Source organism: Sphingomonas sp. GW821-FHT10C01, assembly GCF_059415525.1.
In genome coordinates, this window is sequence record NZ_JBWKNK010000001.1 from 473,356 (window position 1) to 498,673 (window position 25,318).

General features: G+C 64.0%; 19 protein-coding genes and 1 tRNA gene. 14 read left to right on the forward strand and 6 right to left on the reverse strand.

The window, feature by feature from the left end; genetic code table 11:
• Window positions 1–22: 22 nt before the first annotated feature.
• Window positions 23–1,069 (forward strand): DUF1176 domain-containing protein, encoded by a 1,047-nt coding sequence (locus AC07M1_RS02415; RefSeq protein WP_495160972.1) that lies wholly within the window; start codon window positions 23–25, stop codon window positions 1,067–1,069.
• A 3-nt stretch (window positions 1,070–1,072) separates the two neighbouring features.
• On the opposite strand, the gene AC07M1_RS02420 is transcribed toward AC07M1_RS02415, so the two are convergent.
• Both AC07M1_RS02420 and AC07M1_RS02425 read right to left on the reverse strand, forming a co-directional pair.
• On the reverse strand, window positions 1,073–1,783 hold the full coding sequence (locus AC07M1_RS02420; RefSeq protein WP_495160973.1) for a glutaminyl-peptide cyclotransferase: 711 nt from the start codon (window positions 1,781–1,783) through the stop codon (window positions 1,073–1,075).
• 157 nt (window positions 1,784–1,940) lie between these two features.
• Window positions 1,941–2,756, reverse strand: coding sequence for a cold-shock protein (locus tag AC07M1_RS02425; RefSeq protein WP_495160974.1), 816 nt, complete (start codon window positions 2,754–2,756; stop codon window positions 1,941–1,943).
• 207 nt (window positions 2,757–2,963) lie between these two features.
• On the opposite strand from AC07M1_RS02425, the gene AC07M1_RS02430 reads away from it, so the two are divergent.
• The 6 genes from AC07M1_RS02430 (at window position 2,964) to rpoN (ending at window position 8,055) form a co-directional block, all read left to right on the forward strand.
• Window positions 2,964–3,758 carry a TerC family protein gene (locus AC07M1_RS02430; RefSeq protein ID WP_495160975.1) on the forward strand — a complete coding sequence of 265 codons (795 nt, stop codon included), beginning with the start codon at window positions 2,964–2,966 and terminating at the stop codon, window positions 3,756–3,758.
• 42 nt (window positions 3,759–3,800) lie between these two features.
• On the forward strand, window positions 3,801–4,421 hold the full coding sequence (locus AC07M1_RS02435) for a ribonuclease D (RefSeq protein ID WP_495160976.1): 621 nt from the start codon (window positions 3,801–3,803) through the stop codon (window positions 4,419–4,421).
• Window positions 4,422–4,429: 8 nt separating this feature from the next.
• Window positions 4,430–5,071: an LPS export ABC transporter periplasmic protein LptC gene (gene lptC / locus AC07M1_RS02440; RefSeq protein ID WP_495160977.1), complete on the forward strand. Its 642-nt coding sequence runs from the start codon at window positions 4,430–4,432 to the stop codon at window positions 5,069–5,071.
• A 2-nt stretch (window positions 5,072–5,073) separates the two neighbouring features.
• Complete coding sequence (locus AC07M1_RS02445) at window positions 5,074–5,619, forward strand: LptA/OstA family protein (RefSeq protein WP_495160978.1); 546 nt, start codon at window positions 5,074–5,076, stop codon at window positions 5,617–5,619.
• Between the two features lie 126 nt (window positions 5,620–5,745).
• On the forward strand, window positions 5,746–6,522 hold the full coding sequence (gene lptB / locus AC07M1_RS02450) for an LPS export ABC transporter ATP-binding protein (RefSeq protein WP_495160979.1): 777 nt from the start codon (window positions 5,746–5,748) through the stop codon (window positions 6,520–6,522).
• Between the two features lie 27 nt (window positions 6,523–6,549).
• Complete coding sequence (gene rpoN, locus AC07M1_RS02455; RefSeq protein ID WP_495160980.1) at window positions 6,550–8,055, forward strand: RNA polymerase factor sigma-54; 1,506 nt, start codon at window positions 6,550–6,552, stop codon at window positions 8,053–8,055.
• Here the strand turns inward: rpoN and AC07M1_RS02460 are convergent.
• On the reverse strand, window positions 8,052–8,999 hold the full coding sequence (locus tag AC07M1_RS02460; protein WP_495160981.1) for a M28 family peptidase: 948 nt from the start codon (window positions 8,997–8,999) through the stop codon (window positions 8,052–8,054). The two genes, rpoN and AC07M1_RS02460, sit on opposite strands and share 4 nt — an antisense overlap.
• A gap of 112 nt (window positions 9,000–9,111) precedes the next feature.
• Here AC07M1_RS02460 and dapB point away from each other — a divergent pair, with 112 nt between their 5' ends.
• From dapB to AC07M1_RS02475, 3 genes are all read left to right on the forward strand, one after another.
• The gene (gene dapB / locus AC07M1_RS02465) at window positions 9,112–9,840 is read left to right on the forward strand and encodes a 4-hydroxy-tetrahydrodipicolinate reductase (protein WP_495160982.1); all 729 of its coding nucleotides are present in this window, start codon (window positions 9,112–9,114) and stop codon (window positions 9,838–9,840) included.
• Window positions 9,837–10,499, forward strand: coding sequence for an endonuclease III (gene nth, locus AC07M1_RS02470; protein WP_495160983.1), 663 nt, complete (start codon window positions 9,837–9,839; stop codon window positions 10,497–10,499). The genes dapB and nth overlap by 4 nt, the downstream gene beginning before the upstream one ends.
• A 42-nt stretch (window positions 10,500–10,541) precedes the next feature.
• Window positions 10,542–10,618, forward strand: a tRNA-Arg gene (locus tag AC07M1_RS02475).
• 596 nt (window positions 10,619–11,214) lie between these two features.
• On the opposite strand, the gene AC07M1_RS02480 is transcribed toward AC07M1_RS02475, so the two are convergent.
• From AC07M1_RS02480 to AC07M1_RS02490, 3 genes are all read right to left on the reverse strand, one after another.
• Entirely contained in the window at window positions 11,215–13,383 is a 2,169-nt protein-coding gene (locus AC07M1_RS02480; protein ID WP_495160984.1) for a TonB-dependent receptor, read from the reverse strand.
• A 189-nt stretch (window positions 13,384–13,572) separates the two neighbouring features.
• Window positions 13,573–14,958 carry a sensor histidine kinase gene (locus AC07M1_RS02485; protein WP_495160985.1) on the reverse strand — a complete coding sequence of 462 codons (1,386 nt, stop codon included), beginning with the start codon at window positions 14,956–14,958 and terminating at the stop codon, window positions 13,573–13,575.
• Complete coding sequence (locus AC07M1_RS02490; protein WP_495160986.1) at window positions 14,948–15,628, reverse strand: response regulator transcription factor; 681 nt, start codon at window positions 15,626–15,628, stop codon at window positions 14,948–14,950. The genes AC07M1_RS02485 and AC07M1_RS02490 overlap by 11 nt, the downstream gene beginning before the upstream one ends.
• A 185-nt stretch (window positions 15,629–15,813) precedes the next feature.
• On the opposite strand from AC07M1_RS02490, the gene AC07M1_RS02495 reads away from it, so the two are divergent.
• From AC07M1_RS02495 to AC07M1_RS02510, 4 genes are all read left to right on the forward strand, one after another.
• Complete coding sequence (locus AC07M1_RS02495) at window positions 15,814–18,045, forward strand: TonB-dependent receptor (RefSeq protein WP_495160987.1); 2,232 nt, start codon at window positions 15,814–15,816, stop codon at window positions 18,043–18,045.
• 498 nt (window positions 18,046–18,543) lie between these two features.
• Complete coding sequence (locus AC07M1_RS02500; RefSeq protein ID WP_495160988.1) at window positions 18,544–20,019, forward strand: serine hydrolase; 1,476 nt, start codon at window positions 18,544–18,546, stop codon at window positions 20,017–20,019.
• A gap of 125 nt (window positions 20,020–20,144) precedes the next feature.
• Window positions 20,145–23,363 (forward strand): autotransporter domain-containing protein, encoded by a 3,219-nt coding sequence (locus AC07M1_RS02505; protein ID WP_495160989.1) that lies wholly within the window; start codon window positions 20,145–20,147, stop codon window positions 23,361–23,363.
• 65 nt (window positions 23,364–23,428) lie between these two features.
• A complete protein-coding gene (locus AC07M1_RS02510; RefSeq protein ID WP_495160990.1) occupies window positions 23,429–25,243 on the forward strand; it encodes a cupin-like domain-containing protein in 1,815 nt (604 codons plus the stop codon).
• Window positions 25,244–25,318 lie beyond the last annotated feature (75 nt).

The window sequence follows — 25,318 nt, forward strand, 5'->3', positions numbered from 1 at the left end:
AACGGCTAGTAAGGGGGAATAGATGCTGACGATCGCGCTGCTCGCACTGGCCCAGGCCTCTGCTCCGCAATCCGCCCAGAAGCAGGGGTCGATCAAGAGCTTCGGCGCATGGGTGGTGGCGTGCGACAATGCCAAGCGCTGCGAGATGACGTCGATCTGGCCTGACGACAATCAGCCGCAAGAAGGATCGCCCTATGACCAGGTCTCGGTCTCGATCGAGCGTGCGGCGGGGGCGGTTGGCGGCTGGTCGGTCGAGATCCAGCTGCCGGGCAATTCGGGCAAGGATCGGGTGCAGGTGAGCACCGATCGTGGCTTCTTCCTCTGGGGCATCCCCAAGAACGACCTGCTCACCTTTACCGGCGCGCAAGCGGCGCAGATCGTCGCTGCGATGGTCGATGGTACCGACCTGCGCGTGGGGTCCGAGGTCGATGTCACCGGCATGGCTTCGCTCAAAGGATCGTCGGCGGCGCTGCGCTTCATCGACGCCGAGCAGGGCCGCGCGGGCACCGTGACCGCGGCGGTGGCAAAGGGCGCGAAGCCGGCAAGCGCCGTCCCGGCGCCACCCGTCTTGCCCAAGGTCGCCTTCATCCGCCCGGGGGGCGTTGCCGCGCCGTTCACGCCGGCGATGCGCAAGGCGCTCGACAAATCCAGCGAATGCGGCGCCGTCTATGAGGGCGGGACGGGCGAGCTGCCTGGGGTCGAACGGGTCGCGCTCGGCGGTGGCAAGACGCTGGTACTGCTCCCGTGCGGCAGTGGCGCGTACAATTTCTCGACCGAGCCCTATATTCTCGCGCCCGGCGCGCAGCCGGTGGTCGCGAAGTTCGATTCGCCGCCGGGCTTCACCGAGGCGGACGATGGTCGCCCATCGCTGGTCAATGCCAGCTTCGACGCGAAGACGGGGCGACTGGACAGCTATTCCAAGGGTCGCGGCTTGGGCGATTGCGGAAGCATGGAGGGCTATGTCTGGGACGGATCGATGTTCCGTCTGGTCGAGTCGCGGTCGATGCCCGAATGCCGTGGATCGGTGAACTGGCTGACGACCTGGCGCGCCGAGCCGGTGGCGAAATAGCGTTCAGCCGCCTGCCAGCCCCTTGGGCAGCGCGATCTCGAACAGCTTGGGCCAGCGTTTGCCGGTGACGTAGAGCTTCCCGGACTTCTCGTCATAGGCGATGCCGTTCAGTACCGCCTCGCTGTCGCGCATCGCGACCGATGCGATTACCGCGCGCAGGTCGATCACACCCTTGATCACGCCGCTATCGGGATCGATCCGCGCAATCAGATCACTGTGCCAGATATTCGCCAGGACTTCGCCGCGCACATATTCCAGCTCGTTGATCTGCCGCACCGGCTTGCCGCGCCAAGTGACCCGCACGCGTCGCTGTTCGGCAAAGGTCTTGGGGTCGAGGAAGCGCAGCTCGCTGCTGCCGTCCGAGAGAATCAGGTTCTTGCCGTCCTGGGTCAGACCCCAGCCTTCCCCCGTATAGGCGAACTCGCCAAGCTTGCGGAAGCTGTCGCGATCCCAGCGAAAGCCCTTGCCGTGCTTCCATGTGAGGCTGACGATCGTCTTGCCCCAGATCGTACTGCCCTCACCGAAATAGTCGGCGGGCAGTCGTGCCTCGCGCTTCACCTTGCCGGTGGCGAGGTCGAGCTCGCGAATCGCCGATTCGCCTTCCTGGCCGGTGCTTTCGAACAGCCGCCCGTCGCTGAAGAACAGGCCCTGGGTGAAGGCACGCGCATCGTGCGGATAGGTCGCAATGACCTGAGCCGCCTCTATCGGAGGCATGGGGGCCTGTGCGGGCACATCTGCCGTTTGTGGCGGGACAGGGAGGGAGGCCGCCGGAGCTGAAACAATCGGGGCCGCCCCGGCCAGCATGGCTAGGGCGACCCCCATTGTCGCTCCGCGCCCGGCCGTGATCAGCCGGAGCATGGTGCGCGTCCGATTACTGCGACGCGGTCAGGTTCACCGCGGCGTATTTGCCACGGCGATCGACCTCGAGCTCGAACTCGAGCCGGTCACCCTCGTTGAGCGTCGGCATGCCGGCGCGCTCGACGGCACTGATGTGCACGAACGCATCGGGCTGTCCGTCGTCGCGCTGAATGAAGCCGAAGCCCTTCATCGCGTTGAAGAACTTGACCGTGCCGGTCGCCTTCTCACCCGTCAGCTGACGCTGCGGGCCGCCGGCACCGCCAGCGCCGCCACGCGGGCCGGCATCGCGGTCACGCGGGGGACCGCGGTCCTCGACCGGGAGTGGTTCGCCCTCGATCTTGAGCTCGGTTGCACTGATTCGGCCGCCACGGTCGACCAGCGTGAAGCCCAGCGGCTGGCCTTCGGCCAGGCCGGTGAGGCCGGCCTGCTCGACCGCGCTGATGTGTACGAACACGTCTTCGCCGCCATCGTCACGGACGACGAAGCCGAAGCCCTTCTGGCCGTTGAAGAATTTGACTACGCCGGTGCCTTCGCCAACGACCTGAGGGGGCATGCCGCCGCCGCCGCCGCCGCCACGGCCGCCGAAGCCACCGCCGCCGCCGCCGAAGCCGCCGCCACCACCGCCGCCGAAGCCGCCACCGCCGCCGCGATAGCCACCACCGCCGCCACCGCCGCCGCCGAAGCCGCCGCGGTCACCGAAGCCGCCGCCGCCGAAGCCACCGCGGTCGCCATAGCTGCTGCTGCCGCCGAATTCGTCGCCGCCGAAACCGTCGCGCTTATCTCTGCCGCGCCCGCCGCGATCCCCGCGGCGCCCTCGATCAAAACTCATTGCCCTGTTCGTCTTCCCGGTCGCCCAACTGTATCTCGAAAGCCATACGCCGGACGAGGACGCAGACATTCCGGCGTTCCAAAGACACGCCCATGGAATCGGGTCATAGCTCAGTACGGGACAAGACGCGAACGAATTCGTCGCGATTTTGGTGCTGTTCCAACAGATACTTGCGTATGCGGCGCAGGAACGGCAGAGCGGGCGTCTATGGACATCGCTGCATTAATCGCCGACCCGGCTGCCTGGGCCGCCCTCATCACCCTGATCGTGATGGAGGTGGTTCTCGGTATCGACAACCTCATCTTCATCTCGATTCTGACCAACAAGCTGCCGGAGCATCAGCAGCAGAAGGCGCGCCGAATCGGTATCGGCCTGGCACTTGTCATGCGAGTCGCGCTGCTGTCGATGATCTGGGTCATCGTGTCGCTGACCACGCCGGTCTTCGATCTGGGCCTTCAGGGTGCGGTCGGCGCGACGGGTGCGCCGAGCTTCGAGACGGCATTCTCCTGGCGCGACCTGATCCTGATCGCGGGCGGCCTGTTCCTGCTGTGGAAGGCGACCAAGGAAATCCACCATACGCTGGATCCGGTGCCGAGCGACGATGAGATCCTGGACAAGAAGCAGGTGGTCGGGCTGAATTTCGGCTCAGCGATCTTCCAGATCATCCTGCTCGACATGGTCTTCTCGGTCGATTCGATCCTGACCGCGGTCGGCATGACCGACGAGATCGCGATCATGGTCACCGCGGTTCTGGTCACCGTCGCGGTGATGCTGGTCGCGGCCGATCCGCTGGCGAACTTCATCAAGCACAACCCGACCGTGGTGATGCTCGCGCTCGGCTTCCTGCTCATGATCGGCGCGGTGCTGATCGCCGACGGCTTCGGCGTGCACGTGCCCAAGGGCTATATCTATGCCGCCATGGCCTTCTCGGCGTTGGTCGAATCGCTCAACATGATCGCGCGCCGATCCAAGCTGAAGCGTGAGGGTAACCCTCACGAATAAGCTTGGCATTGAGCGTTCAGGTGTAAACGGCTAGGCGGACGCATGGCCGTTTTCCTGCACGAAGAAGATATTCCCGAAGGGCTGTTCGCCCCCGGCGCCGACATCGCTGTCGATACCGAGACGATGGGACTGATCACGCCGCGTGATCGGCTCTGCGTCGTCCAGCTTTCCGACGGGGGCGAGGACGAGCATCTCGTCCGCTTTGCACCGGGCAGCGATTATGCCGCGCCCAACCTGCGCGCAGTGCTCGCCGATCCGGCGCGGGTGAAGCTCTATCATTTCGGGCGCTTCGATCTGGCGGCGATTCGTCACTATCTCGGCGTCACCGCGGCGCCGGTCTATTGCACCAAGATCGCCTCGCGCCTGGTGCGCACCTATACCGATCGCCACGGCCTCAAGGATCTGGTGCGCGAGCTGCTGGGGCAGGAAATCTCCAAGCAGCAGCAATCGTCGGACTGGGGCGGGCCGGTGCTGAGCGATGCGCAGAAGGACTATGCCGCGTCCGACGTGCGCTATCTCCATGCGATGCGTGAAGAGCTCGACCGCCGTCTGGCGCGCGAGGGGCGGACGGCGCTGGCACAAGCGTGTTTCGACTTCCTTCCGCATCGTGCCGAACTCGACCTCGCGGGATGGCCCGAGGTCGATATCTTTGCGCATATCTAAGGCACACCATGTCTGAGATCGCCCTTCAGGAACGCTCGCGCCGCAAGCACTGGGCGCGTCCGGGGGGCAGTCACGACCATATTGTCCGCGCCCTGCTGCTGATTCTGCCGGCGGGGATCGGCGTGCTCGGCGCATTCCTGGTGATGGCGCCGCTGTTCATGGGCGGCGACGTGTCGTTCGTGCTCGACAAGAACAAGGTCGATGTCGCGAACGAGCGCCTCCGCATCCAGTCCGCGCGCTATCGTGGCGCCGATGCCAAGGGTCAGCCCTTCGTGCTGACGGCGGGATCGGCGGTGCAGAAAAGCTCGGCTGAGCCGGTGGTGCAACTCAACAATCTCGCCGCCAGCATCCGTCTGTCCGACGGCCCGGCGGAGGTACGCGCCGAACGCGGCCGCTACGACATGGAAACCGAACGGGTCGCGATCGACGGCCCGATCGCCTTTCGTAGCTCGGACGGCTACCAGCTCGATACGCGCGATTCGACCATGGATCTCAAGACCCGGAAGCTGACCGGCACGGGACAGATCGACGGCAAGACACCGCTCGGCGTGTTCAGCGGCGACAGCATGACCGCCGATCTCGACAAACGAACCGTACGGATCGAGGGCAATGCCCGCTTGCGGATCGTTCCCAAGCGCGCAAATAGGTGAATATGGCCCGTCCGCTTCTCATCGCGTCGATCGCTGCGATCGCCACCACTGCCGCGATCGGTACCGCGGCCGTGGGGCAGACGCGTCACGATTCGAACGCGCCGATCGATTTCGCCGCGCAGAGCATCGATCTGCAAGACAAGGCGAACCGCGCGATCCTGTCGGGCGGGGTGAAGATCACCCAGGCGAATTTGACGCTGACCGCCGCGCGGGTAACGGTGACCTATACCGGTCAGGTTCTCGATGGCTCTCCCTCGGTCTCGCGCTTCGACGCGGCGGGCGGGGTCACGGTCGTGCGGCCCGACCAGACTGCGCGCGCGCAATATGGCGTGTACGACATCAACAAGCGCACCATCACCATGCTCGGCAACGTCACGCTGACTCAAGGCAGCAACCGGGTGAGCGGGGGACGGCTGACGATGAATCTCGATACCGGGCGCGCATCGATCGACGGTTCGGGGGTCGGCACGACCAAGACGCCCGACGGCAGCGTGATCCAGTCGGGCGGGCGCGTCACCGGCCGTTTCACCGTCCCCAAGCGCGATTGATCGCGGACGGGCTTTCACTCCGTTACGGGGCTTCCTAACTTCGCTCGAGTTTGCCATGCATAAAACTTGCCAAGTGACTGCGCGGCAAGGAAACGCTAAGCATATCGTGCGATCAGGAAGGGCGCCATGGCAGATATCGAAACGCTGGAACCGGTAGCCGCGGAAGCGGGAAGCCCGCCCACATCGGGGCTGGCCGTGGTGTCGATCGCCAAATCCTATGACAAGCGCGTCGTGCTGTCGGATGTGTCGCTTTCGGTCGGCAAGGGCGAGGTAGTCGGTCTGCTCGGTCCCAACGGCGCGGGCAAGACGACCTGCTTCTATTCGGTGATGGGACTGGTGAAGCCCGATGCGGGCCGCATCATGCTCGATGGTGTCGATATCACCCCACTGCCCATGTACCGCCGCGCGATCCTGGGCCTGGGCTATCTGCCCCAGGAAACCTCGATCTTCCGCGGCCTGACCGTCGCCAAGAACATCTCCGCCGTGCTTGAACTGTCGGAGCCGGACAAGCATGCGCGCGCCGCACGGCTCGAGAAGCTGCTCGATGAATTCGGCCTCACTCGGCTGCGCGACGCGCCGGCGATGGCGCTGTCGGGCGGTGAGCGCCGCCGCGCCGAAATCGCCCGCGCGCTCGCCGCCGATCCGTCGATCATGCTGCTCGACGAGCCGTTCGCCGGTATCGACCCGATCTCGATCGCCGATATCCGTGACCTGGTGAAGGAGTTGAAGACGCGCAACATCGGCGTGCTCATCACCGATCACAATGTCCGCGAGACGCTCGACATCGTCGACCGCGCCTCGATCATCTATGACGGTCGCGTGCTGTTCGCCGGATCTCCCGAGGATCTGGTCGCCGACGCCAATGTTCGCCGCCTCTATCTCGGCGAGGGCTTCTCGCTGTGATTGCAGGCACTGCCCTGACTTGATCCGATGAGCCTCGCCCCCCGCCTTGATCTGAGGCAATCCCAATCGCTGGTGATGACGCCGCAGCTGCAGCAGGCGATCAAGCTGCTGGCGTTGTCCAACCTCGAGATCGAGACCTTCATCGCCGAGGAGCTGGAGAAGAATCCGCTTCTCGACGCCGGCGGCGGCGAGGATCGCGAGCCCATCGAGGCGCCCGAGGCCGAGCCGCTTCACGAGCGCGACGGCCCCGCCGATTCGACCGAGCTGCTCAACAGTGGCGATGCGACGGGCGAGGCGTCGCTCGATGTCGATTTCACCGCCGAGACCTTCCATCACGACAGCGCCGCCGATTCGGTCGGCGGACTCGACGGCGGCCTTGGCCTGGCCGGAACGGGCAGCGGCGGGGTGGGGGAGGACGGCCCCGATTTCGACAGCTTCTCCGCGCCCGACCTCAGTCTCGTCGATCATCTGCTCGCGCAGGCGGGGGCGGTGGTGGACGGCGCCGATCTGTTCATCGCCCAGCATCTGATCGATCAGATCGACGAGGCAGGATATCTTACCGCTTCGCTGCTCGATATCGCGACCCGGCTCGGCGTGCCGCTGGCGCGAGTGGAGGCGGTGCTGGCGATCATCCAGACGCTTGACCCGACGGGGGTCGGTGCACGCAACCTTGCTGAATGCCTGACGCTGCAGGCGAAGGAGGCGGACCGCTACGACCCGTGCATGGCCGCGCTGATCGCCAATCTCGATCTGCTCGCGCGCGGTGAGCTGGCGCGCTTGAAGCGCATCTGCCGCGTCGATGACGAGGATATGGCGGACATGATCCGCGAGCTTCGCGGCTACGATCCCAAGCCCGGCTGTCGCTTCGGCGGCGACCCGGTGGCGAGCGTCACGCCCGACATTTTCGTCGCGCCGCGGGGGCAGGCTTGGGCGATCGAACTCAACAGCGCGACCCTGCCGCGCGTGCTCGTCAACCGCGCTTACTATGCCGAGGTGTCGGCGGGGCCGCAGGACAAATCGAGCAAGGCGTGGCTGTCCGACATGCTCGCCAGCGCCAACTGGCTGGTCAAGGCGCTCGATCAGCGCCAGCGCACGATCATCAAGGTCGCGAGTGAGATCGTGAAGCAGCAGGAAGCGTTCTTCCGTCACGGCGTATCGCATCTGCGTCCGCTGACGTTGCGCCAGATCGCCGACGCGATCGAGATGCACGAATCGACTGTCAGCCGCGTGACCAGCAACAAGTACCTGTCCTGCGCGCGGGGGCTGTTCGAGCTCAAATACTTCTTCACCAGCGCGATCCAGTCGGCCGATGGCGGCGACGCGGTTTCGGCCGAAGCGGTGAAGAGCGCGATCCGCGCGTTGATCCAGGCCGAGGACCCCAAGAAGATCCTGTCAGACGATACGCTGGTCGAGATGCTCAATTCCAAGGGCTTCGACATCGCCCGGCGCACCGTCGCCAAATATCGTGAGGCGATGGGCATCGGCAGCTCGGTCCAGCGCCGCCGACAAAAGGCGCTGGAGGGCGCGGGCTAGCTTCCCTTGGCGCGGGCCTGTTTGGCTAGGCCCGCCTCCGTCGCGATGCCATCGAGCTCCCGGTCGAACAGCCGCGCCGCCAGCAGCGCGGTTGCCGCCGAGCGGGCGAAGAAGTCCTTCGGGATCGCCGCGAAATCGTCGGTCGCCCTGTGATAATCGGGATAATCCTCGACCCCGAAATAGGCGAACGGAATGCCCTTCTGATGAAAGATGAAATGGTCTGATCCGCCGGTCCAGTCGTCGGTGTCCTTCCATGGCGGCCCGTCATGCCCCAGCTTGAGCGACACCGGCGCCTGCGCGACGAGGGTTTCGAAACGCGCGCGCAGGAAGGGCGAATGATGCGCGCCGGCCAGCCACAGCTCGTTGCGGTCGTTGCGGCTCATCATGTCGAGGTTTAGGTTCATCGCGATGCGCGACAACGGCGCCGGCGGGTTGTTCACGAACGCCTTCGCTCCGTAGAAGCCCTGTTCCTCGGCATCCCATAGCGCAAAGACGGTGTCGTGGACGGGCCGCTCGCGCGCGAAGCGCTCGGCGATCGACAGCAGCACGGCGACGCCCGAGGCGTTGTCGTCGGCGCCGTTCAGCACCTTGCCATCGCGAACCCCGAAATGATCATAGTGTGCGCCGATCAGCAGGACGCGGTCGCTCGTCCCCGATCCGCGGATGCGGCCGATCAGGTTGACGCCCTTCAGAATCCTGCCGTCATGTTCCGCCTCGAACGGCTGTTCATAGCCTTCAAGAACCGGTTCGATGCCGATCGTCCGCAGTCGCTCGATCAGATAGACGCGCGCCTTGGCCGAGCCCGGCGTCCCGACCAGCCGTCCCGCCATATCGTCGGCGGACAGGATACGGACATCCTCATACAGTTGATGCGGAGGCGCCGGTTCGGCGGCGGCAATGGTGAGGCAGGCTGCGCCCATTACGGCAAGAAGGTGGACGGTCATCCCGCTGCTTTGCCGCCGGCCATTGCCACGGCAAGCGAAAAGCGGTCCGGCTACCGGCTGGGCGGCCAAATCCTTTGTTGCAGTCCACGCCGTCCCCGGCCAAGCAACAGCCATGAGTAGCATCGGTATCTATGGCAGCCTTGGCCGGATGGGCGTGGCGATCCGCGACATATTGGCGGAACAGGGCGTTAAGTTCGCCGGCGGCGCCGATGCGAGCGATGACCCGGCCGCGCTCGCCGCGGCCGCTGATGCGCTGGTCGATTTCTCGACCCCGATGGCGCTTGAGACGCATCTCGCCGCCGCGCGCGCCGCGGGGACGCCGATCGTGATCGGCACCACCGGCCTGACCGCGCAGCATCATGCGCTGATCGACGATGCCGCGCGCGACATCGCCGTGCTCCAGACGGGCAATACCTCGCTCGGCGTGGTGCTGCTCGCGCGGCTGGTGCGCGAGGCGGCGGCGCGTCTTGGTCCCGACTGGGATATCGAGATCGTCGAGATGCATCACCGCCAGAAGGTCGACGCACCCTCGGGCACCGCGCTGATGCTGGGCGAGGCCGCGGCGGCGGGGCGTGATGTTTCGCTTGGTGAGGTGCGCGTCGCCGACCGCGCCGGCCTCACCGGCGCCCGTGCTGAGGGGACGATCGGCTTCGCTTCCTTGCGCGGAGGCACGGTGATCGGCGACCATCTGGTTGTGCTGGCGGGAGCGGGGGAACGGATCGAGCTGGCGCATCGTGCCGAGGATCGTGCGATCTTCGCCCGCGGCGCGGTCAGGGCGGCGCTGTGGCTCGCGAACAAGCCTGCTGGGCGCTACACGATGGACGCGGTGCTGGGGCTTTGAAGAAGGCCGACATTTTCCACTTCTTCGAGCGGCTGGCCGAAGCCAATCCGCATCCCGAGACCGAACTCGAATCGGTCAACGACTATACGCTGCTGGTCGCGGTGGTGCTGTCGGCACAGGCGACCGATGCCGGGGTCAACAAGGCGACCCGGCGGCTGTTTGCCGAGGTCGACACGCCCGAGAAGATGGTCGCGCTGGGCGAGGAGGGCCTGAGGCAGCACATCAAGACGATCGGGTTGTTCAACGCCAAGGCGAAGAACGTCATTGCGCTGAGCGAGGCGCTGATCGCCAACCATGACAGCCAGGTTCCCGCCGACCGCGACGCGCTGGAGGCGCTTCCCGGCGTCGGCCGGAAGACCGCGAACGTGGTGCTGAACGTCGCGTTCGGGCAAGAGACGTTCGCGGTGGACACGCACCTCTTTCGCCTCGGCAACCGTACCGGCATCGCGCCGGGCAAGACGCCGCTCGCGGTCGAGAAGAAGCTGGAGAAGAATGTCCCCCAGCCGTTCCGGCTTCACGCGCATCACTGGTTGATCCTGCACGGCCGCTATGTCTGCAAGGCGCGCACGCCCGAATGCTGGCGCTGCATCGTTGCGGATCTATGCGCCTACAAGCCCAAGACCCCGGCGCCAAAGGGTTGGAAGCCCGCCGCAGTTTAGCGCTGGCGTACCCCGTTTCGCTTTGCTAGGCGCGGTCGCCACGCACCCGTAGCTCAGCTGGATAGAGCGCTGCCCTCCGAAGGCAGAGGCCACAGGTTCGAATCCTGTCGGGTGCGCCATCAATTCCATGATAAAACGTTGTGTTTATTGTATAAAATGCCCTTAGGATGGCATCCGTTCAGCCATTCGTTGCCACTTCGAGCGCGGATTGCGGCGATTTTAACGCACCGCCGCTATACCGTCTTAACGGTGAGAAGGCCTTGCTCATTAGCCTTGAGGCTTCGGGGCGCTATCGCGCGATGTTCGCGTACACCACCCCAAGCGAGTCCGAGCACTATACTCGCACCTACGCTCAATGGCGGGCGTCTGGTGGTGGCGTCGTCCTCGCCGATATCATCAACCGCGATGCTTCTACCTCAACAGGAGAACCTCAAATCAGTCGTATCGACCGCGTAGCTGAGAATGTCATGATGTTCGGAGACGAGACTAGCAGCGGCCGGTTCGTACGCTGTCGTGGAGAGGTCGACGGTATATTCGGCGACTAACGGGCTGATACAGGATCCGTCCGCATTGCACCCTCATAACCGTCATTCGCCATCGGCCAGCTATCACCCGATAGCGGACATCTAACAAAGGATCACGAATGGACATCGCCTCTTGGTCGTCGACCTCTCTAATGTAATTCATTTGTAGAATCGGACAGCGGCGGTGGGCGCTACCAGGTCCGTTTGTAACCGATGGTCAGCGTGGCGCCGTTGGCGGGGACCCGGCTCGTGTTGGTGCTGCTGCGCAGCAGCTGGCTGTAGACCGGCAGATACTGAGTGTTGAGGAGGTTCTCGACCCCCAGCGTAAACTGGTCCTTTCCGGTGACGTCATAGCGTGCGATCAAATCCACGACCGTGTAGCTCTCGACCTTGCGCCGGCCGAAGCTCGCGACCCGGTTGAGACGATAGTCGCGATCCCCGGAGAACAGACCCTGAAGGCGGATGTTCAGCCGGTCGGTCGGCGCAACTTCCGCATAGGCGGTGACCTTGAGTGGTGGAATGCGATAGCCGGTCATATTCTGCCATCGGGTCGCGGCCGCCGCCTTCTCGCGGCCACGTAGATAGGTAACGCTACCGCCGAACCGGAATGGGTCCTTTGCACTCCCGACATCGAGCGAGGCTTCGACGCCCGTGATACGCTCTGCCGTGCGTACCAGGATCAGCCCGTTGTTGAAGCTCTGTACGTCTCCCAGATCGGAGGTACTGCGGAACAGCGCCACGGTGCCCTTCATCGTCCCGAAACCGCCGCGCCAGCCGATCTCATAACTGTCGATTTTTACGGGCTGCAGGTCGGAATTGCCGATGTTGAATCCCGCATTGGCGCCGCGCAGCTGCAGGCCGATGTCCGGCAGCTGGAAGCCCTGTGAGAATGAGGCGTAGAAGGTCTGGCGATCCATCGGGGTCAGCGTCGCGCCGGCATTGAATGTCCAGCCGTCGTAGCGGATCGTGCCGCCCTGAATCGCGATCGGGTTAGGCGCGCGATATTGCGATAGCGGGGTGAAGGTATCGAACGATGCCTCGGCGCGGTCGTAGCGGAGGCCGGCTTCGATCGTGAAGAGGACCGAGAAGCGATGTTGGAGCTGGACGAACCCGCCCTGCGTGTCGGTGGTGAGTTCGGGCATGAAGATGAGCGTGCCGGTGCGCTTGAAGACGAGCCCGCCGCTCGCGTCATAGGCCGCGGGATCGAAGACATCGAGCGGCATGTCGCTGACTTCCCGGCCAAGGTCGCCGCCCCAGGTGATCGCCGTCCGTTCGCCGATCGGCGTTTCGATCGTCAGGCGCGCGCCATAGGTCCGGGTGTTCTGGAATACCTGATCGACGTTGCGGCCGCGGTTGGCGATGCCGCGCGCGTCGAACGGCGTGAAGCGGACGAACAGGTCGCGATAATAGCCGAGCAGATCGACCTTGCTGCCGAGCAGGTCGCCGTTGCGATAGCCGACTGTGGCGACAAGGCTGTGCACCTGATTCTGGTCGGCGAGTTCGAGCCCCTTGATCGGGCGTGCGAGCACGGTTCCCGCCGGCGCGCGGCCGGTCGCGGGATCGGCGGCATAGTCGCTGTTCTGGTCGGCGCGATAGTAGTTGATCGATCCGTGGACATAGCCATCGGACCCGAGCCGATGGCCGAGCTTGCCGCCGACATTCCAGACATTGCTGTCGATCAGGTCGCCCTGGCTCGGCTCGGGCGCACGGCGGTTGCCGCGACCGTCGAAACCGGCCCCGATGCGCTCATAGCCGCCGCTCAGGGCAAAATCGAGCGAGCCGGCCGAACCCGACATGAACTGCTGCGCCCGCGCGCCCAGGCTCTGGTCGGTGAGGTTCGACAGCGACGTGACGGCCGACAGCGTCGTTTCGATCTTCAGCGGTCCGCCCGCGGGCCGGGTGTTGATCGAGATGAGGCCGCCGGTCGCCCCACTGCCGTAGATCGCGGTGCCGCCGCGTAGAACATCGACCCGCTCGATCATGTTCGGATTGACGCTGATGAGGTTGCGCGAGCTGTCGCGATTGGTGTTGTAGGGAACCCCGTCGACGAGGATGAGCGAACCGCGTCCCCGCAGCGTCTGCCCATAATCGGTCATGGTGCGGCTGGAGTCGGCAAGCCCGGGAACGGCCTTGGCCAGGACCGTCGAAAGCGTGTCCGATGCGGCGCGCGCCATTTCCAGTTCCTCACGATCGATCGTCGTGATCTGATGGGCCGGCGGCGTGATGTCCGGGTTGGTGCGCTGCGCCGTCACGATGATCTCGCCGCCTTCCGCGTCCTGCGCCAGAGCGGGCGTTGCGAATGCGGCGGTAGCTGCCGACAGCGCCAGAAACGGAAGCGAGCGGCGGCGTGCGATGATCATCTAACTACCTTGAATCGGGACAAAGAGCGGGCGCCATAATCGTAACTGCGAGTGAATTGCAAGAAGTGCGAGGCGGGTCCGCCGCGCGGCCTTATCCGTGATGACGGCACGTGAAGTCGGCTCTGCGCGAGTGGCCGAGGTGCCGTCTTGCGCCAAGGACAGGGCGGCCGTGCCGTTCCGCCAGGGTGCCTACTCCGCGATGCGGGGCAGGCGGATATGGATGGCCATTCCCTGTTTCGAATCCATGATTTCGATGGTCCCCTGATGCGCCGCAACAACCGCGGCGACCATGCTGAGTCCGAGCCCGTGTCCCGGGGTCGAACGACTCCGGTCGAGGCGCGCCAGAGGCTCGAACACCCTCCGCCGCTCCGCAGCGGGGATTCCGGGTCCGTTGTCGGTCAGATGGATATCCACCATATCGCCACTGGGCCTGACCGAGATATGGGCCTGCGTGCCCGCAGGCGTGTGAAAGCTGAGATTGTCGAGAAGATTTGCAACGACGCGTTGCAATAGCCGCTTCTCTCCAAGCACCGATGCCGCGTCATAGTCGGCGGTCAGCGAGATCCCGCGATCTTCGAGCGGTGGCTGGTAGGTGGTCACCATTTCCTGCACCGCAGCCGCGAGATCGACCGCGGTAAAGCGCTTGCGCACGGCGCCACCGCCGACTTCGGAAATCGCGAGCAGCCCGGTCAGCAGCTCGAGCAGTTCGTCGGACTCCTCCAGCGCGGCGCCCAGCAGTCGCTGCATGTTCGGATCGGCCTCTCGCTGAGCCTCTTCGAGCCGTTGGCGCAGACGGTTGATCGGCGTGCGCAGGTCGTGCGCGATCCCCACCGACATGTGACGGAGATTATCGACAAGCCCGCTGATCCGGTCGAGCATGGCGTTGAGCGACATTGCGAGACGATCGAGTTCGCCGCGCCCCGTTTCCACCGGCATGCGATTGGACAGGTCTTCGGCCATGATCGTTTCCGCCGACGTCCTGATGGCGGCGAGGCGGCGCTGGATGATGCGCCCGAAGCCGAGTGCCGCCGCCCCCACGACAAGGATGATCAACCCGAAGTTGAGCAGGAACAGCTTGAGGATCTTCAAATCCATCTTGTCGACGATCGCACGATCGGCGGCGACCACCAGTCGCCCGCCGCCCGGCACCGCGCTGTTCATCGCCTGTGCGATGCCAGTGCTTCCATCGGGCTTTCGGAAATGCAGGAACTCGCTCCACCCCGGTGGGGGGATGTCCGCCCGAAGTGCTCCGGCGCGACGCCGCCCCGAGGCGTCGGTCAGGATATAGCCCATCGACCGGTCGTCGCCATCGATGCTGGCCAGATAGCCAATGTCGAACGCAACGCCGTCGTCACGGGCGTTGATGGTGTGAACAAGCGCGTCAAAGCCATGCGCGCGATTCTGCTCAAGCAAAGCGTGGGTTTCGACTTCGATCCGGTGATCGATCTGGCGCTCGATCTCGTGATGGACCACGCCATAGGTGGCAAGGCCAAGCAGAGCGGTGACGACACCCGCACCGGCCGCGATCGAAAGCGCGATGCCGCGAATCGAGCCCGGTATCCATTTAGCCGGCATTGCCGCCGATCATGTATCCCGAACCCCTGACCGTATGGATCGCGTCCCGATCGAACCCCTCGTTCAACTTCGTGCGCAGCCGGCTGATATGCGTCTCGACGATGTTGGTTTTGGGATCGAAGCCCAAATCCCATACGCGGTCCAGCAGCATCGTCCGGGTGACGACCCGATCCGCGTTGCGCAGCAATTGTTCGAGAATGAGGAATTCGCGCGGCTGCAGATCGACGACGCGACCCGCGCGCCTGACGGTGCGCCGCAACAAATCCATTTCGATATCGCCGGCGCGCAACTGTGTGCCGGCTTCGCCGAGTGCGGGCCGGCGCGACAGCGCATTGATCCGCGCGACCAGTTCGACAAAGGCGAACGGCTTGACCAGATAATCGTCGGCGCCCGCCTCAAGGCCGACAACGCGGTCCTCGATCCCCGACATGGCGGTGAGGAGGATCGCCGGCGTCTGGCAATGGTCGCGCCGCGCCTGTTTCAGCACCGAGACGCCGTCGATCCCGGGAACCATGCGGTCGAGGATCAGCACGTCGTAGCTGCTCGTGGCGATTTTCCCGATCGCGTGCTCGCCGCAATCGACGGTCGTGACCTGGTGGCCGAGTTCCCGAAGTCCGCGTTCGATAAACGCGGCCGAGCTCGCGTCATCCTCAAGAAGCAGCAGCTTCACCGGCAGACGATCGCGCAGCGGAGAGGGCGACCGGCTTCGCAGACGCTGTTTCGGCGAAGATTGCAGTTTCTATACATTTTCCCAATGTTCCAGATACTGCGTGGACACCATCCGGCCTCCGACTATTTGCGGCGCTTATGCGAGCCATTATCATTCGCACCTAGCCGAGTTTTCAGGGGTTTTCCATGTCTATTGCCGTTCATCGCCGTGCTCTGCGCATCGCCGTCCTGTCATCGGTTGCGACAATGATGGTTTCTCCCACCGTCGCGTCCGCCGAAGACGCCGCCAACGGACAGGAAGCGAACTCCGGGGACCGCCGGGAGATCGTCGTCACCGGCGTGCGCGAAGCCGAGACCGGCTACAAGGTCAGCAACAGCAGCTCGGGGATGCGCACCGACACGCCGCTGGTCGACACGCCCCAGTCGGTCAGCGTCATCACGGCCAAGCAGATCGAGGATCAGGCCGCCAACAGCATCGGCGATGCGGTGCGCTACACGCCGGGCATCTACTCGGCGCAGGGCGAGGGCAATCGCGAGACGCTGGTGATCCGCGGTATGACGACGACCGGCGACTTCTTCGTCGACGGCATTCGCGATGACGTCCAGACCTATCGCGACCTCTACAACATCCAGCGCCTCGAGGTGTTTCGCGGCCCCAACGCGATGGCGTTCGGGCGCGGCGGTACCGGTGGGCTAATCAATCGCGTCACCAAGGTCGCCGACTGGACGCCGGTACGCGAAGTGCGGCTCGAGGCCGGGATGTACGATCACTATCGCGGCCAGGTCGATCTGGGCGGAGCGGTCAGCGATGCGGTCGCGCTGCGGCTGACCGGCGTCTACCAGAATAGCGGCAGCTATCGTGATGGGGTCGAGTATGAGCGGTGGGGAATCAACCCGACCGTGTCGTTCCGCATCGGCGCGAACACCGTGATCCAGGCCGGGTACGAGCATTTTCAGGACGACCGCATCGCCGATCGCGGCGTGACGTCGCGGTTGCGCCCGGCCGGCTTCACGGGCGCCGTCGAGTTTGTCGACACGCCGCGCGGCCGCTTCTTCGGCGATCCCGAGAACAGCCCCACCTGGACCAACACCGACGCGGCCAATCTATACATCACCCATGATTTCGGCGGCGGCGTGACGCTGCGCAACCGCACGCGCTATGCCGACTATGACAAATTCTACCAGAATGTCTTTCCGGGCGCCCTGAACGCGGCCCCGTCGACCAACCCGGCGGGGCTTCCGGCCGGCACCTATGCCGCCGGCACGATCGTCCAGATCTCCGCCTACAACCAGGCGACGAAGCGCGAGAATTTCGTCAACCAGACCGATCTCAACGCTGAGTTCAGCACCGGCGGGATCGGCCATACACTGCTGGTCGGCGCGGAATTCGGACGCCAGAACACCGACAATGTTCGCCTGGAAGGGTTCTTCCCGGTGTCGGGCAATGCGAGCGGCGTCAGCGCGATCTTCGCGCCGCTTTCGAACCCCCGCATCGGCCGGAACGACATCCGCTGGGCGCCGAATGCAACCAGTGCCAGCAACATCAGCTCGCTCGATATCGCCGCGGGTTACATCCAGGACCAGATCGAGCTGTCGCCGGCGTTCCAGGTCGTGCTTGGGCTGCGTTTCGAGAATCTGGTGACCAACGTCACCAACCGGCGTACCGGAGCGAAATTCCGCACGGTCGACAATCTGTGGTCGCCGCGCGCCGGCCTCATCTACAAGCCCGCCGAAAATGCCAGCATCTATGCCAGCTTCTCGCGCTCCTATCTGCCGCGCGGTGGCGATCAGCTGGCGGGCCTGACGATCGACAACCAGTCGCTCGATCCCGAGCGCTACCAGAATTACGAACTGGGCGTGAAATGGGACATCAATCCCAATTTCAGCATCGGCGCGGCGATCTATCAGCTCGACCGTGACAATGTGATCGTGCTGATCAATCCCAACGATCCCGCCGCGGGCACCGAGCTTGGCGGCGGCCAGCGCTCACGCGGCTTCGAGCTTCAAGCGATGGGCAACATTACCCCGCAGCTCAGCGTCGTCGGTTCCTACACCTATCAGGAAGCGGAATTCACGCGCGCGATCTCGGCAACCGTCAAGGACGGTGCCCGGATTCCCAACGCGCCGCGCCACAGTGCCTCGCTTTGGACGCGCTACGACGTCACGCCGCAACTGGGCCTGGCGCTGGGCGGCGTCTATCAGGGCCGGCGCTTCGCCGCTCAGGACAATCTGGTCGCGATGCCGGGCTATTTCCGTGCCGACGCGGCGGTCTATTACCGGATCAACGAGACCATCGACCTTCAGGTCAATGTCGAGAATCTGACCAACGAGAAGTATTTCGTCTTCGCGCACAGCAACACCAACGGAACGCCCAGCGCGCCGACCACGGTGCGCGGTGCGGTCAGCTTCCGGTTCTAGTTACATCGGTTCGCGGTCTAGCGGGCGAACGGCGCCGCTCATTGTCGAGCAAGGTGAATCGCATTTCGCCGACTACACTAGCGCCGCGCCAGCCCAGTCGGGGCAGGAGGGTATCGCTTCTGATTTGATCGATAGTGTTTTTCGGAACACTATCGATCAAAGATAGCTGACCCTGGCCAACCCGGCTGCCCCGGCCTGCTACAAGCCAGCGGCAGCCAAGCGCCCGCAATTCGGTCGTACGTCGATCGACCCACCACCTCCCAAAGCCGCCGTTGGTTCCTCGCTCCGGCCTACTCCGTTTAACCGCCGAGGTTGATGGCTCATCGCGCCAAGCATCGTCATGCTTGGCGACAGGTTTCCTTCCGTCAGCCGCACGAGCCTCGAAGAGGAAGGCTTGGTCGCAACATGTCAGCCCAGGTCATGAGATGTCATTCGGCCATTCGGTACGAGGGCGATAGCCGATGAGCGTTCGCAACGCATTCACGGTGGAAATCAACCTTGCCAGAGGAGAACGCCTCCTTCTCGCCCGAACGGCGTGACGCCCTCGCCTGGAGTCTTTCGGGCCTGACGATTGCATTCGCGCCCTTTCCACAAGCCCATGCCGCGGACGAGCTTGGAAGCATAGGCGATCTACTCGACGTCACGGCAGCCGCCTATGGCACCGTGGGCTACTCCGTCGCCGTGCTCCGGCGCGGCAGGCTGCTCTACAGCCGGCACGCTGGTTTGGCGGACCGGGACAGTGGCGCGCGCATCACCGCCCGTTCGGCCTATCCGATCTACTCCATCTCGAAGCTCTTTCTGGTGGTCGAGCTGTTGAAGGCGCGGGAACGCGGCCTGATCGAACTGGAGATGCCGCTGGGCGCGATCCGATCGGGCCTTCCCGAGTCATGGCGGAACATCACTCTGGCGCAGGCGATCGCCCACGTGTCCGGTCTGCCGGACTATAGTCCCGATCGCGTGAAGCCAACCGCCGATCAGGCGCTCGCCGCGATCCGGGAAGTGCCGCCACGCTTCGTGCCTGGTACGCGCAACGACTATAGTCAGACGAATTTCCTGTTCGCCAAGGAGGCGCTGGAACGGGCAACCGGGACGGCGCTAACCGCACTGGTCGACCAGCAATTTCGCGCCGCTGGTATGCATCACAGCGGCTATTCCGGACGGGATGGGCGACATGCCCGGCCGGTCACGACCTACCAGCCCGCTCCCTTGCGGGATCGCCCGCCGGTCGCGTTCATGCCGCCGTCTTGGCCGCCCTATACCCAGGGCTCCACGGGTATAAGCTCGACATTGGCCGACATGGTCGCCTGGAGCCAGGCGTTGCTTCGCGGCGCGCTGATGCCGTTTGCTCCCCTGCGCGCTTCCTGGGCACCGTTCGCGATGCCGGGCGGCGAAGCGGCATGGCATACGCATGGCTGGGAATATTATCGGCACGACGATGTGACGATTGTGGGACACGGCGGCGGCGTTCGTCATGTCTGGCGACACTTCTTCCGCGCGGACGACCCCTCGGATTGCGCGACGGTGATTTATCTCGACAATGGCGGCCGGACGACGTTCGACCGGCATCGACTGGCGGCGCTCCTGGCGGATCGGGTCATGTCAGGGGCCGCGCGATCGACGGAGGAGCAGGAAGAAGCGCTCTATCGGGGGCTCGCTTCGAACCGCTGGGACCTGGCCGTGGCGCGCCTGACCACCACCGTCTCCAGCGACAGGGTCGAGGCGATCGTCAATCGCGTCGGCTATGACGCGATGAACATCCTGGATGCTCGAACCGCGGTGCCGATCTTCCAATGGAACGTCGCGCGCTTTCCGCGATCGGCGAATGCGCATGACAGTCTCGGCGAGGCTTATCGCGCCGCGGGGCAAATCGATCGAGCGCGCGAGAGCTATGAACATGCCCTGGCCCTTGATCCGACGAGCACCCGGATCGCCGCAATAATTGAAGATCTTTCCAGTTGCTGGAAAGTCGGATGATCTCCGGCTGACAAGTAATGACCTTCGTAAATACCTGAGACGACTGGCAGAAGTTCGTCATAGATGTGCGTTAAATCAACTTAATATTGTCCAGTATCTGTAACTATTATTATGAGGAATTGTAGATGATCAGAACGATCGCAGGGTTCAAGCGAACTCTTGGTGCCTCGACGGCGCTCGGTAATGGGCTCGCATTTGCCGCGCTGTTGCCGCTACCGATTGTTCTGCTGGCTTCCGGTAGCGCGAGGGCTCAGGATACCGTGCTCGACAGCGGGAGCACGACCTGGTCCACGGATCGGACCATCCCGGAAGCGCTTGTCGTGGGGCGGACGAAGCCTGACGTCGTGCTGACGATCGACAATGGCGCCGATGTGGTCGTGGCCAAGCAGGTCAGGATCGGCGCGGGTGGCGGATCTTCGGGAACGGTCACCGTCACCGGGGCCGGCTCGAAGCTGGAGGTGACACGTACCACCAGTCTCCTCGACAACCTCCTTCAAATTGGCGGGAGCGGGTTCGGCCGGCTCAACGTGGAGAATGGCGGACAGGTTTCGGTGCGCGACATCGCCATGTCCAGCAACGCGGGGTTCGATAATACCGGCGGTGCCATCAAGGTCAGCGGTGCCGGATCCGCAATCGTGGCCGATACGCTACGGAACCGCTCCCGGAACAACGACGTCAACGATGCGGGCGCGATCACCATCGAGAACGGCGGTCGGATCTCGACGACCACCGTCGAGCTGGACGGAGGGCCGGCGGACGATTCGAGCAAGGCGAAGCAGACGCTGATCACCGGGCACGGGTCGGCGTGGGATAATAGCGGCAACTTCACCAGCTATCGCAGCATGACCATCCAGGATGGCGGCAAGCTGACCACGGCGAATGCCGAGTTGCGCGGCATGTCCACTTCGCTGGCAACGACCTATCTCACTGGTGCAGGTTCGTCCTTCGCGGCGACGGGAACGATCACGATCGGCGACGACAGCAATCACAATCTGGTCGTGTCGAACGGCGCGACTCTGTCGGCCAAGGAAATCGTGCTTGGCGGTAACGCGAGCGGCGGCGTCAATCTCGGCGCGCTGACGGTTGGCGGCAAGGTTGTGTTCGATGTCTTTGACAACGCGACCTCGGTCGCCGCGGAGGCTGCCGGCATGCTCAACGAGAATGCGCGTATCACCTTCTCCGGAAGGGATGGCCAGCTTCTCTTCAACCACACCAATACCGCGTATGAATTCAAGAACGCCATCGCCGGCGACGGCACGATCGTCAGCCTCGCTGGCGAGACGATCCTGTCGGGCGACATGACCAAGTTTCTCGGTACGGACAGCGTGACCGGCGGCGTGGTCGTGAAGGGCGGCAGCCGGCTGGTCATGAGCGGCAGTTTCGGCACGGATGCCAGCAATGACGGGAGATACGGCATCACCGGGCCCAGCACGCTGATTCTGGTCGACCACGGTACGCTCGTCATCAACGGCGAGACAGGACATGTCTTCACCAATGGCGTGGGTGACTCGACCTACACCAGCCGCGTCTATGTTGGTGGGCAGAGCGATACGGACCCCAACCGGTTCGGCCGCCTCGCTGGAACCGGAACGGTGGGATCGGTGCGGCTCTACGGACTTGGCGACGGCAGCGGCAGGCATGCGGTCATCGCTCCCGGAAACAACTCGGTAGGTACGCTGACCGTGTTGGGGCAGCTCGAATTCGGCAACGGGTCGATCTACGAGGTCGATATCCTCGGCAACGGCACCAGCGATCTCATCCGCGTGCTTCCCGTCGGCACCAATGCGCCGAGCGCGTCGCAGGGAGGCGTAAAGATCGGCACCGGCGTCAATGTCGAGGTCACGGCACTTGACCCCGAGGTCAGCTATCAAAACGGCCAGACCTACACCATCCTGACAGCCGCCGGCGGGATCGACGGCCGGTTCGCGCAAGCGATCACCAAATCTGCGTTCCTTGGTGTCAGCCTCGACCAACAGTCGAACAAGGTCGATCTGAAGATCGCGGTTACGCCGACGCCGACACCGACACCGACACCGACACCGACACCTCCGACGCCGACGCCGACGCCGACACCGACGCCTCCAACGCCGACGCCGACGCCGACACCGACGCCTCCAACGCCGACGCCGACACCGACACCGACGCCTCCAACGCCGACACCGACACCGACACCGACGCCTCCACTTGTCTTCCAGGCAGCCGCGAAAACGGCCAACCAGTACAACACGGCGCTTGCGCTCAATACGCTCAAGCAGAGCGGCGGATCGCTGGCGCTGTATAATGTTCTGCTGGTGCTTGACGCTGCAACGGCGCGCGCCGCGTTCGATACTTTGTCGGGCAGTATTCATGCCTCGGTGCAATCGACGCTAGCTTCGCAAGGCCTGTCCCTGCGGGATGCGGCGTTCGACCGGCTGCGCGACACGCTGGAGGTCGCCGACCCCGTGGAAGTCGCCGCACTCAACTACCGCTATAGCGACTATGCGCGCGACAAGCGCGCGCAGTCTGGCCTCACGATATGGGGTCAGGTGCTGGGCAACTGGAGCCGCATAGGCCGGGATGGGGACAGTGTCCGTGTGCGCAATTCCACCGGCGGTCTGCTGTTCGGCCTCGACAGCGGGGTTGGCTCGAACGCGCGCCTCGGCGCGTTTCTCGGCTATAGCCGCGACGATTTCAGCGTTCGCCAGCAGCAATCGGACGGCAAGAGCGACAACATCCACCTTGGAATTTATGGCGGAACGCGATGGGACAGCCTGTCTCTGCGCGCCGGACTCTCCTACACATGGCATGATGTCTCGACCGACCGGGTCGTGGCTTTCCCGGGGTTCAAGGACCGCCTCAAGGCTGACTACAGGGGCGGCAGCTTCCAGTCGTTTGGCGAGCTTGCCTGGCGCTATGGCGCGGGCAAGTCGATTATCGAGCCCTATGCCAGCATCGCTTATGTGCGGCTTGATCTCGACGACTTCACCGAGAAGAGCGTCGCGACCGATGGCGGTGCCGCGGCGCTGACCGTGAAGCCCCGGGGCATGGAGACCTTCTTCACGACCTTGGGGGTGCGGGGTTCGACCGGGATCGACCTGGGCGGCGTGCGGGCCACGGTATTTGGTGGTGCGGGCTGGCGCCACGCTTTCCAAGATACCACCTCATTCGCGACGATGAAGCTGCCCGATACCACGGGATCCTTCCTGATCGCGGGTGCGCCGATCACCAGGGATGCGGCGACCGTGCGGGCTGGGCTAGATGTCCAGGCATCGGCCGGTGTTTCGATCGGGATTTCCTACAATGGCGATTTCGGGTCCGGAACAACGGCGCACGGCGCCGGCGGGCGGCTCAGTATCCGCTTCTAACAGGGCGCTGCCGGGAATGCGTCACTCGCGCATTCCCGGCGCGTTCCGACAGGTGGCCCCGAACGATGACACGATCCGGCAACACGCAATTCGCGGTCGCGCAAGCCGATCCCGATATCGGCTACATCATCGACGCCCCGTATGAAGGGGCGCCGCTCATCATCACTTTCGGCTTCGTCGATTGGGTAGAGCTTCCCAAATTCGATCTCGTCGGTCGTCTCCTTAAGCTGGGGGCGGCAACCGGGCAGCCGCTCAACCTGATCCTGGTCCGCGATACAGCCAATTTCTGGTACCAGCACGGCGTGACCGGCCTTGGACGGGATGTCGATACGGTTGCGGAATCGCTGCGCCGGATCATCGCCGATCTGCGACCGAGTTCGGTCTGCACCGTCGGTCAATCGATGGGCGGCTATGCGGCCATTCTGTTCGGCGTCCTGCTGCGCGTGGACCAGGTGCTCGCCTTTGGCCCGCTATCCTACCTGCGCGCTGACTGGGCCCGGCGCGACGGCGACATGCGCTGGATTGGCGTGATGGAGACGCTCGATCGCTATCCTCCCGCCAGGCGGTATGACGATCTGCTTGCCTTGTTTGCCGGCGTGTCGCCGCCGCCCATCCATATCCTGTTCGGTACCGGTGCGGAGGCGGATGGCAGCCCCAATCTGGACGAGGTCCATGCACGCCGATTCACCGGGATTGCTGGGGTCGGCATCGAACGAATCCCGGAAGCACCCCACGCAGTCGTCAAATGGTTGATCGACGCCGGGCGCATGGATGCCGTCCTTCAGCAATGGCTGCCGCCCGGTGCGAATGCGAGAATAGAGAGAGGGAAGATGATCATGCCAGCCGCTAACAACGCCTCGCTGGAGCCTGTCCATGACCCTTTCACCGATGGTTGGCGGGAATGGATCGGCGAGAATCTGGCGCTAGGGGTTACGCCCGATGTGCTGCTGTCGGCCCTTGCCTCTCGCAACTTCCACCCGGGCGAAGCGCGCCGTGAAATCGATAAGGCCGATCGCAGCCCCTACCTGAAAGCGGCCCGGCTGCTGGCCAGCCGTGTCGCAAAGCGCGACTGGACCCTTGAGGCACAGCACAAGGCGCGGAGAATGCGTGCGTGCAACGATTGTACGATCGAGCGCCGCCACAAACTCGACCGTGCGACATTCCTCAACGACTATTACAGCGCCAACCGCCCTGTAGTCATCACCGGGATGATGGAGGACTGGCCGGCACTCGGTTGGACGCGCGAACAGCTCATCCACATCTTTGCTGGTCGCGAGGTGGAGGTGCAGGTCAACCGCAACGCCAACCCGCAATATGAGATGCAGGCCGACAGCCACGGCACGAGGCTGGCGTTCGAAGCGTTCATGGCGCGCATCACAGAATTGGGGGAAAGCAACGATATCTACATGACTGCCAGGAATGGTGGCGCCAACGCTTCAGCTTTGCGCGAACTGTGGGACGGGATCGTCCAGATCCCTGAATATCTCGATGCAAGCAATCCGGCGAACCGGGGATTCTTCTGGATTGGACCGGCAGGGACGATCACGCCGACGCATCATGACCTTACCAACAACTTCATGGCTCAGATTACTGGGCGCAAGCGTGTACATCTGGTCGATGGGTTGCAGGTGGCCAATCTGTACAATCACCTTCACGTCTACAGCGAAGTCGATCTCGACAATGTCGATTACGATCGCTTTCCGAGGATGCGGAACGTGGAGATCCTTTGCCACGATCTCGCGCCGGGGGAGTTGCTGTTCATTCCGGTCGGCTGGTGGCACCATGTCCGTGCATTGGATTTCAGCATGACAGTGACGTTCACCAACTTCCTGTTCGATAATGACTTTTGTTCGACATACCGGACCTATCAAGCTGTCTGAACGCGCATAGGCTGGAGCGGTGATGGCTTCACGCATTGCGTCGAGCCGCTTCTCCAAGAACGCGGCCGCCCAGCC

Coding starts and splice junctions, on each gene's coding strand:
- AC07M1_RS02415 (WP_495160972.1), top strand. CDS start 23: ATGCTGACGATCGCGCTGCTCGCACTGGCCCAGGCCTCTGCTCCGCAA.
- AC07M1_RS02420 (WP_495160973.1), bottom strand. CDS start 1,783: ATGCCTCCGATAGAGGCGGCTCAGGTCATTGCGACCTATCCGCACGAT.
- AC07M1_RS02425 (WP_495160974.1), bottom strand. CDS start 2,756: ATGAGTTTTGATCGAGGGCGCCGCGGGGATCGCGGCGGGCGCGGCAGA.
- AC07M1_RS02430 (WP_495160975.1), top strand. CDS start 2,964: ATGGACATCGCTGCATTAATCGCCGACCCGGCTGCCTGGGCCGCCCTC.
- AC07M1_RS02435 (WP_495160976.1), top strand. CDS start 3,801: ATGGCCGTTTTCCTGCACGAAGAAGATATTCCCGAAGGGCTGTTCGCC.
- lptC (WP_495160977.1), top strand. CDS start 4,430: ATGTCTGAGATCGCCCTTCAGGAACGCTCGCGCCGCAAGCACTGGGCG.
- AC07M1_RS02445 (WP_495160978.1), top strand. CDS start 5,074: ATGGCCCGTCCGCTTCTCATCGCGTCGATCGCTGCGATCGCCACCACT.
- lptB (WP_495160979.1), top strand. CDS start 5,746: ATGGCAGATATCGAAACGCTGGAACCGGTAGCCGCGGAAGCGGGAAGC.
- rpoN (WP_495160980.1), top strand. CDS start 6,550: ATGAGCCTCGCCCCCCGCCTTGATCTGAGGCAATCCCAATCGCTGGTG.
- AC07M1_RS02460 (WP_495160981.1), bottom strand. CDS start 8,999: ATGACCGTCCACCTTCTTGCCGTAATGGGCGCAGCCTGCCTCACCATT.
- dapB (WP_495160982.1), top strand. CDS start 9,112: ATGAGTAGCATCGGTATCTATGGCAGCCTTGGCCGGATGGGCGTGGCG.
- AC07M1_RS02480 (WP_495160984.1), bottom strand. CDS start 13,383: ATGATCATCGCACGCCGCCGCTCGCTTCCGTTTCTGGCGCTGTCGGCA.
- AC07M1_RS02485 (WP_495160985.1), bottom strand. CDS start 14,958: ATGCCGGCTAAATGGATACCGGGCTCGATTCGCGGCATCGCGCTTTCG.
- AC07M1_RS02495 (WP_495160987.1), top strand. CDS start 15,814: ATGTCTATTGCCGTTCATCGCCGTGCTCTGCGCATCGCCGTCCTGTCA.
- AC07M1_RS02505 (WP_495160989.1), top strand. CDS start 20,145: ATGATCAGAACGATCGCAGGGTTCAAGCGAACTCTTGGTGCCTCGACG.
- AC07M1_RS02510 (WP_495160990.1), top strand. CDS start 23,429: ATGACACGATCCGGCAACACGCAATTCGCGGTCGCGCAAGCCGATCCC.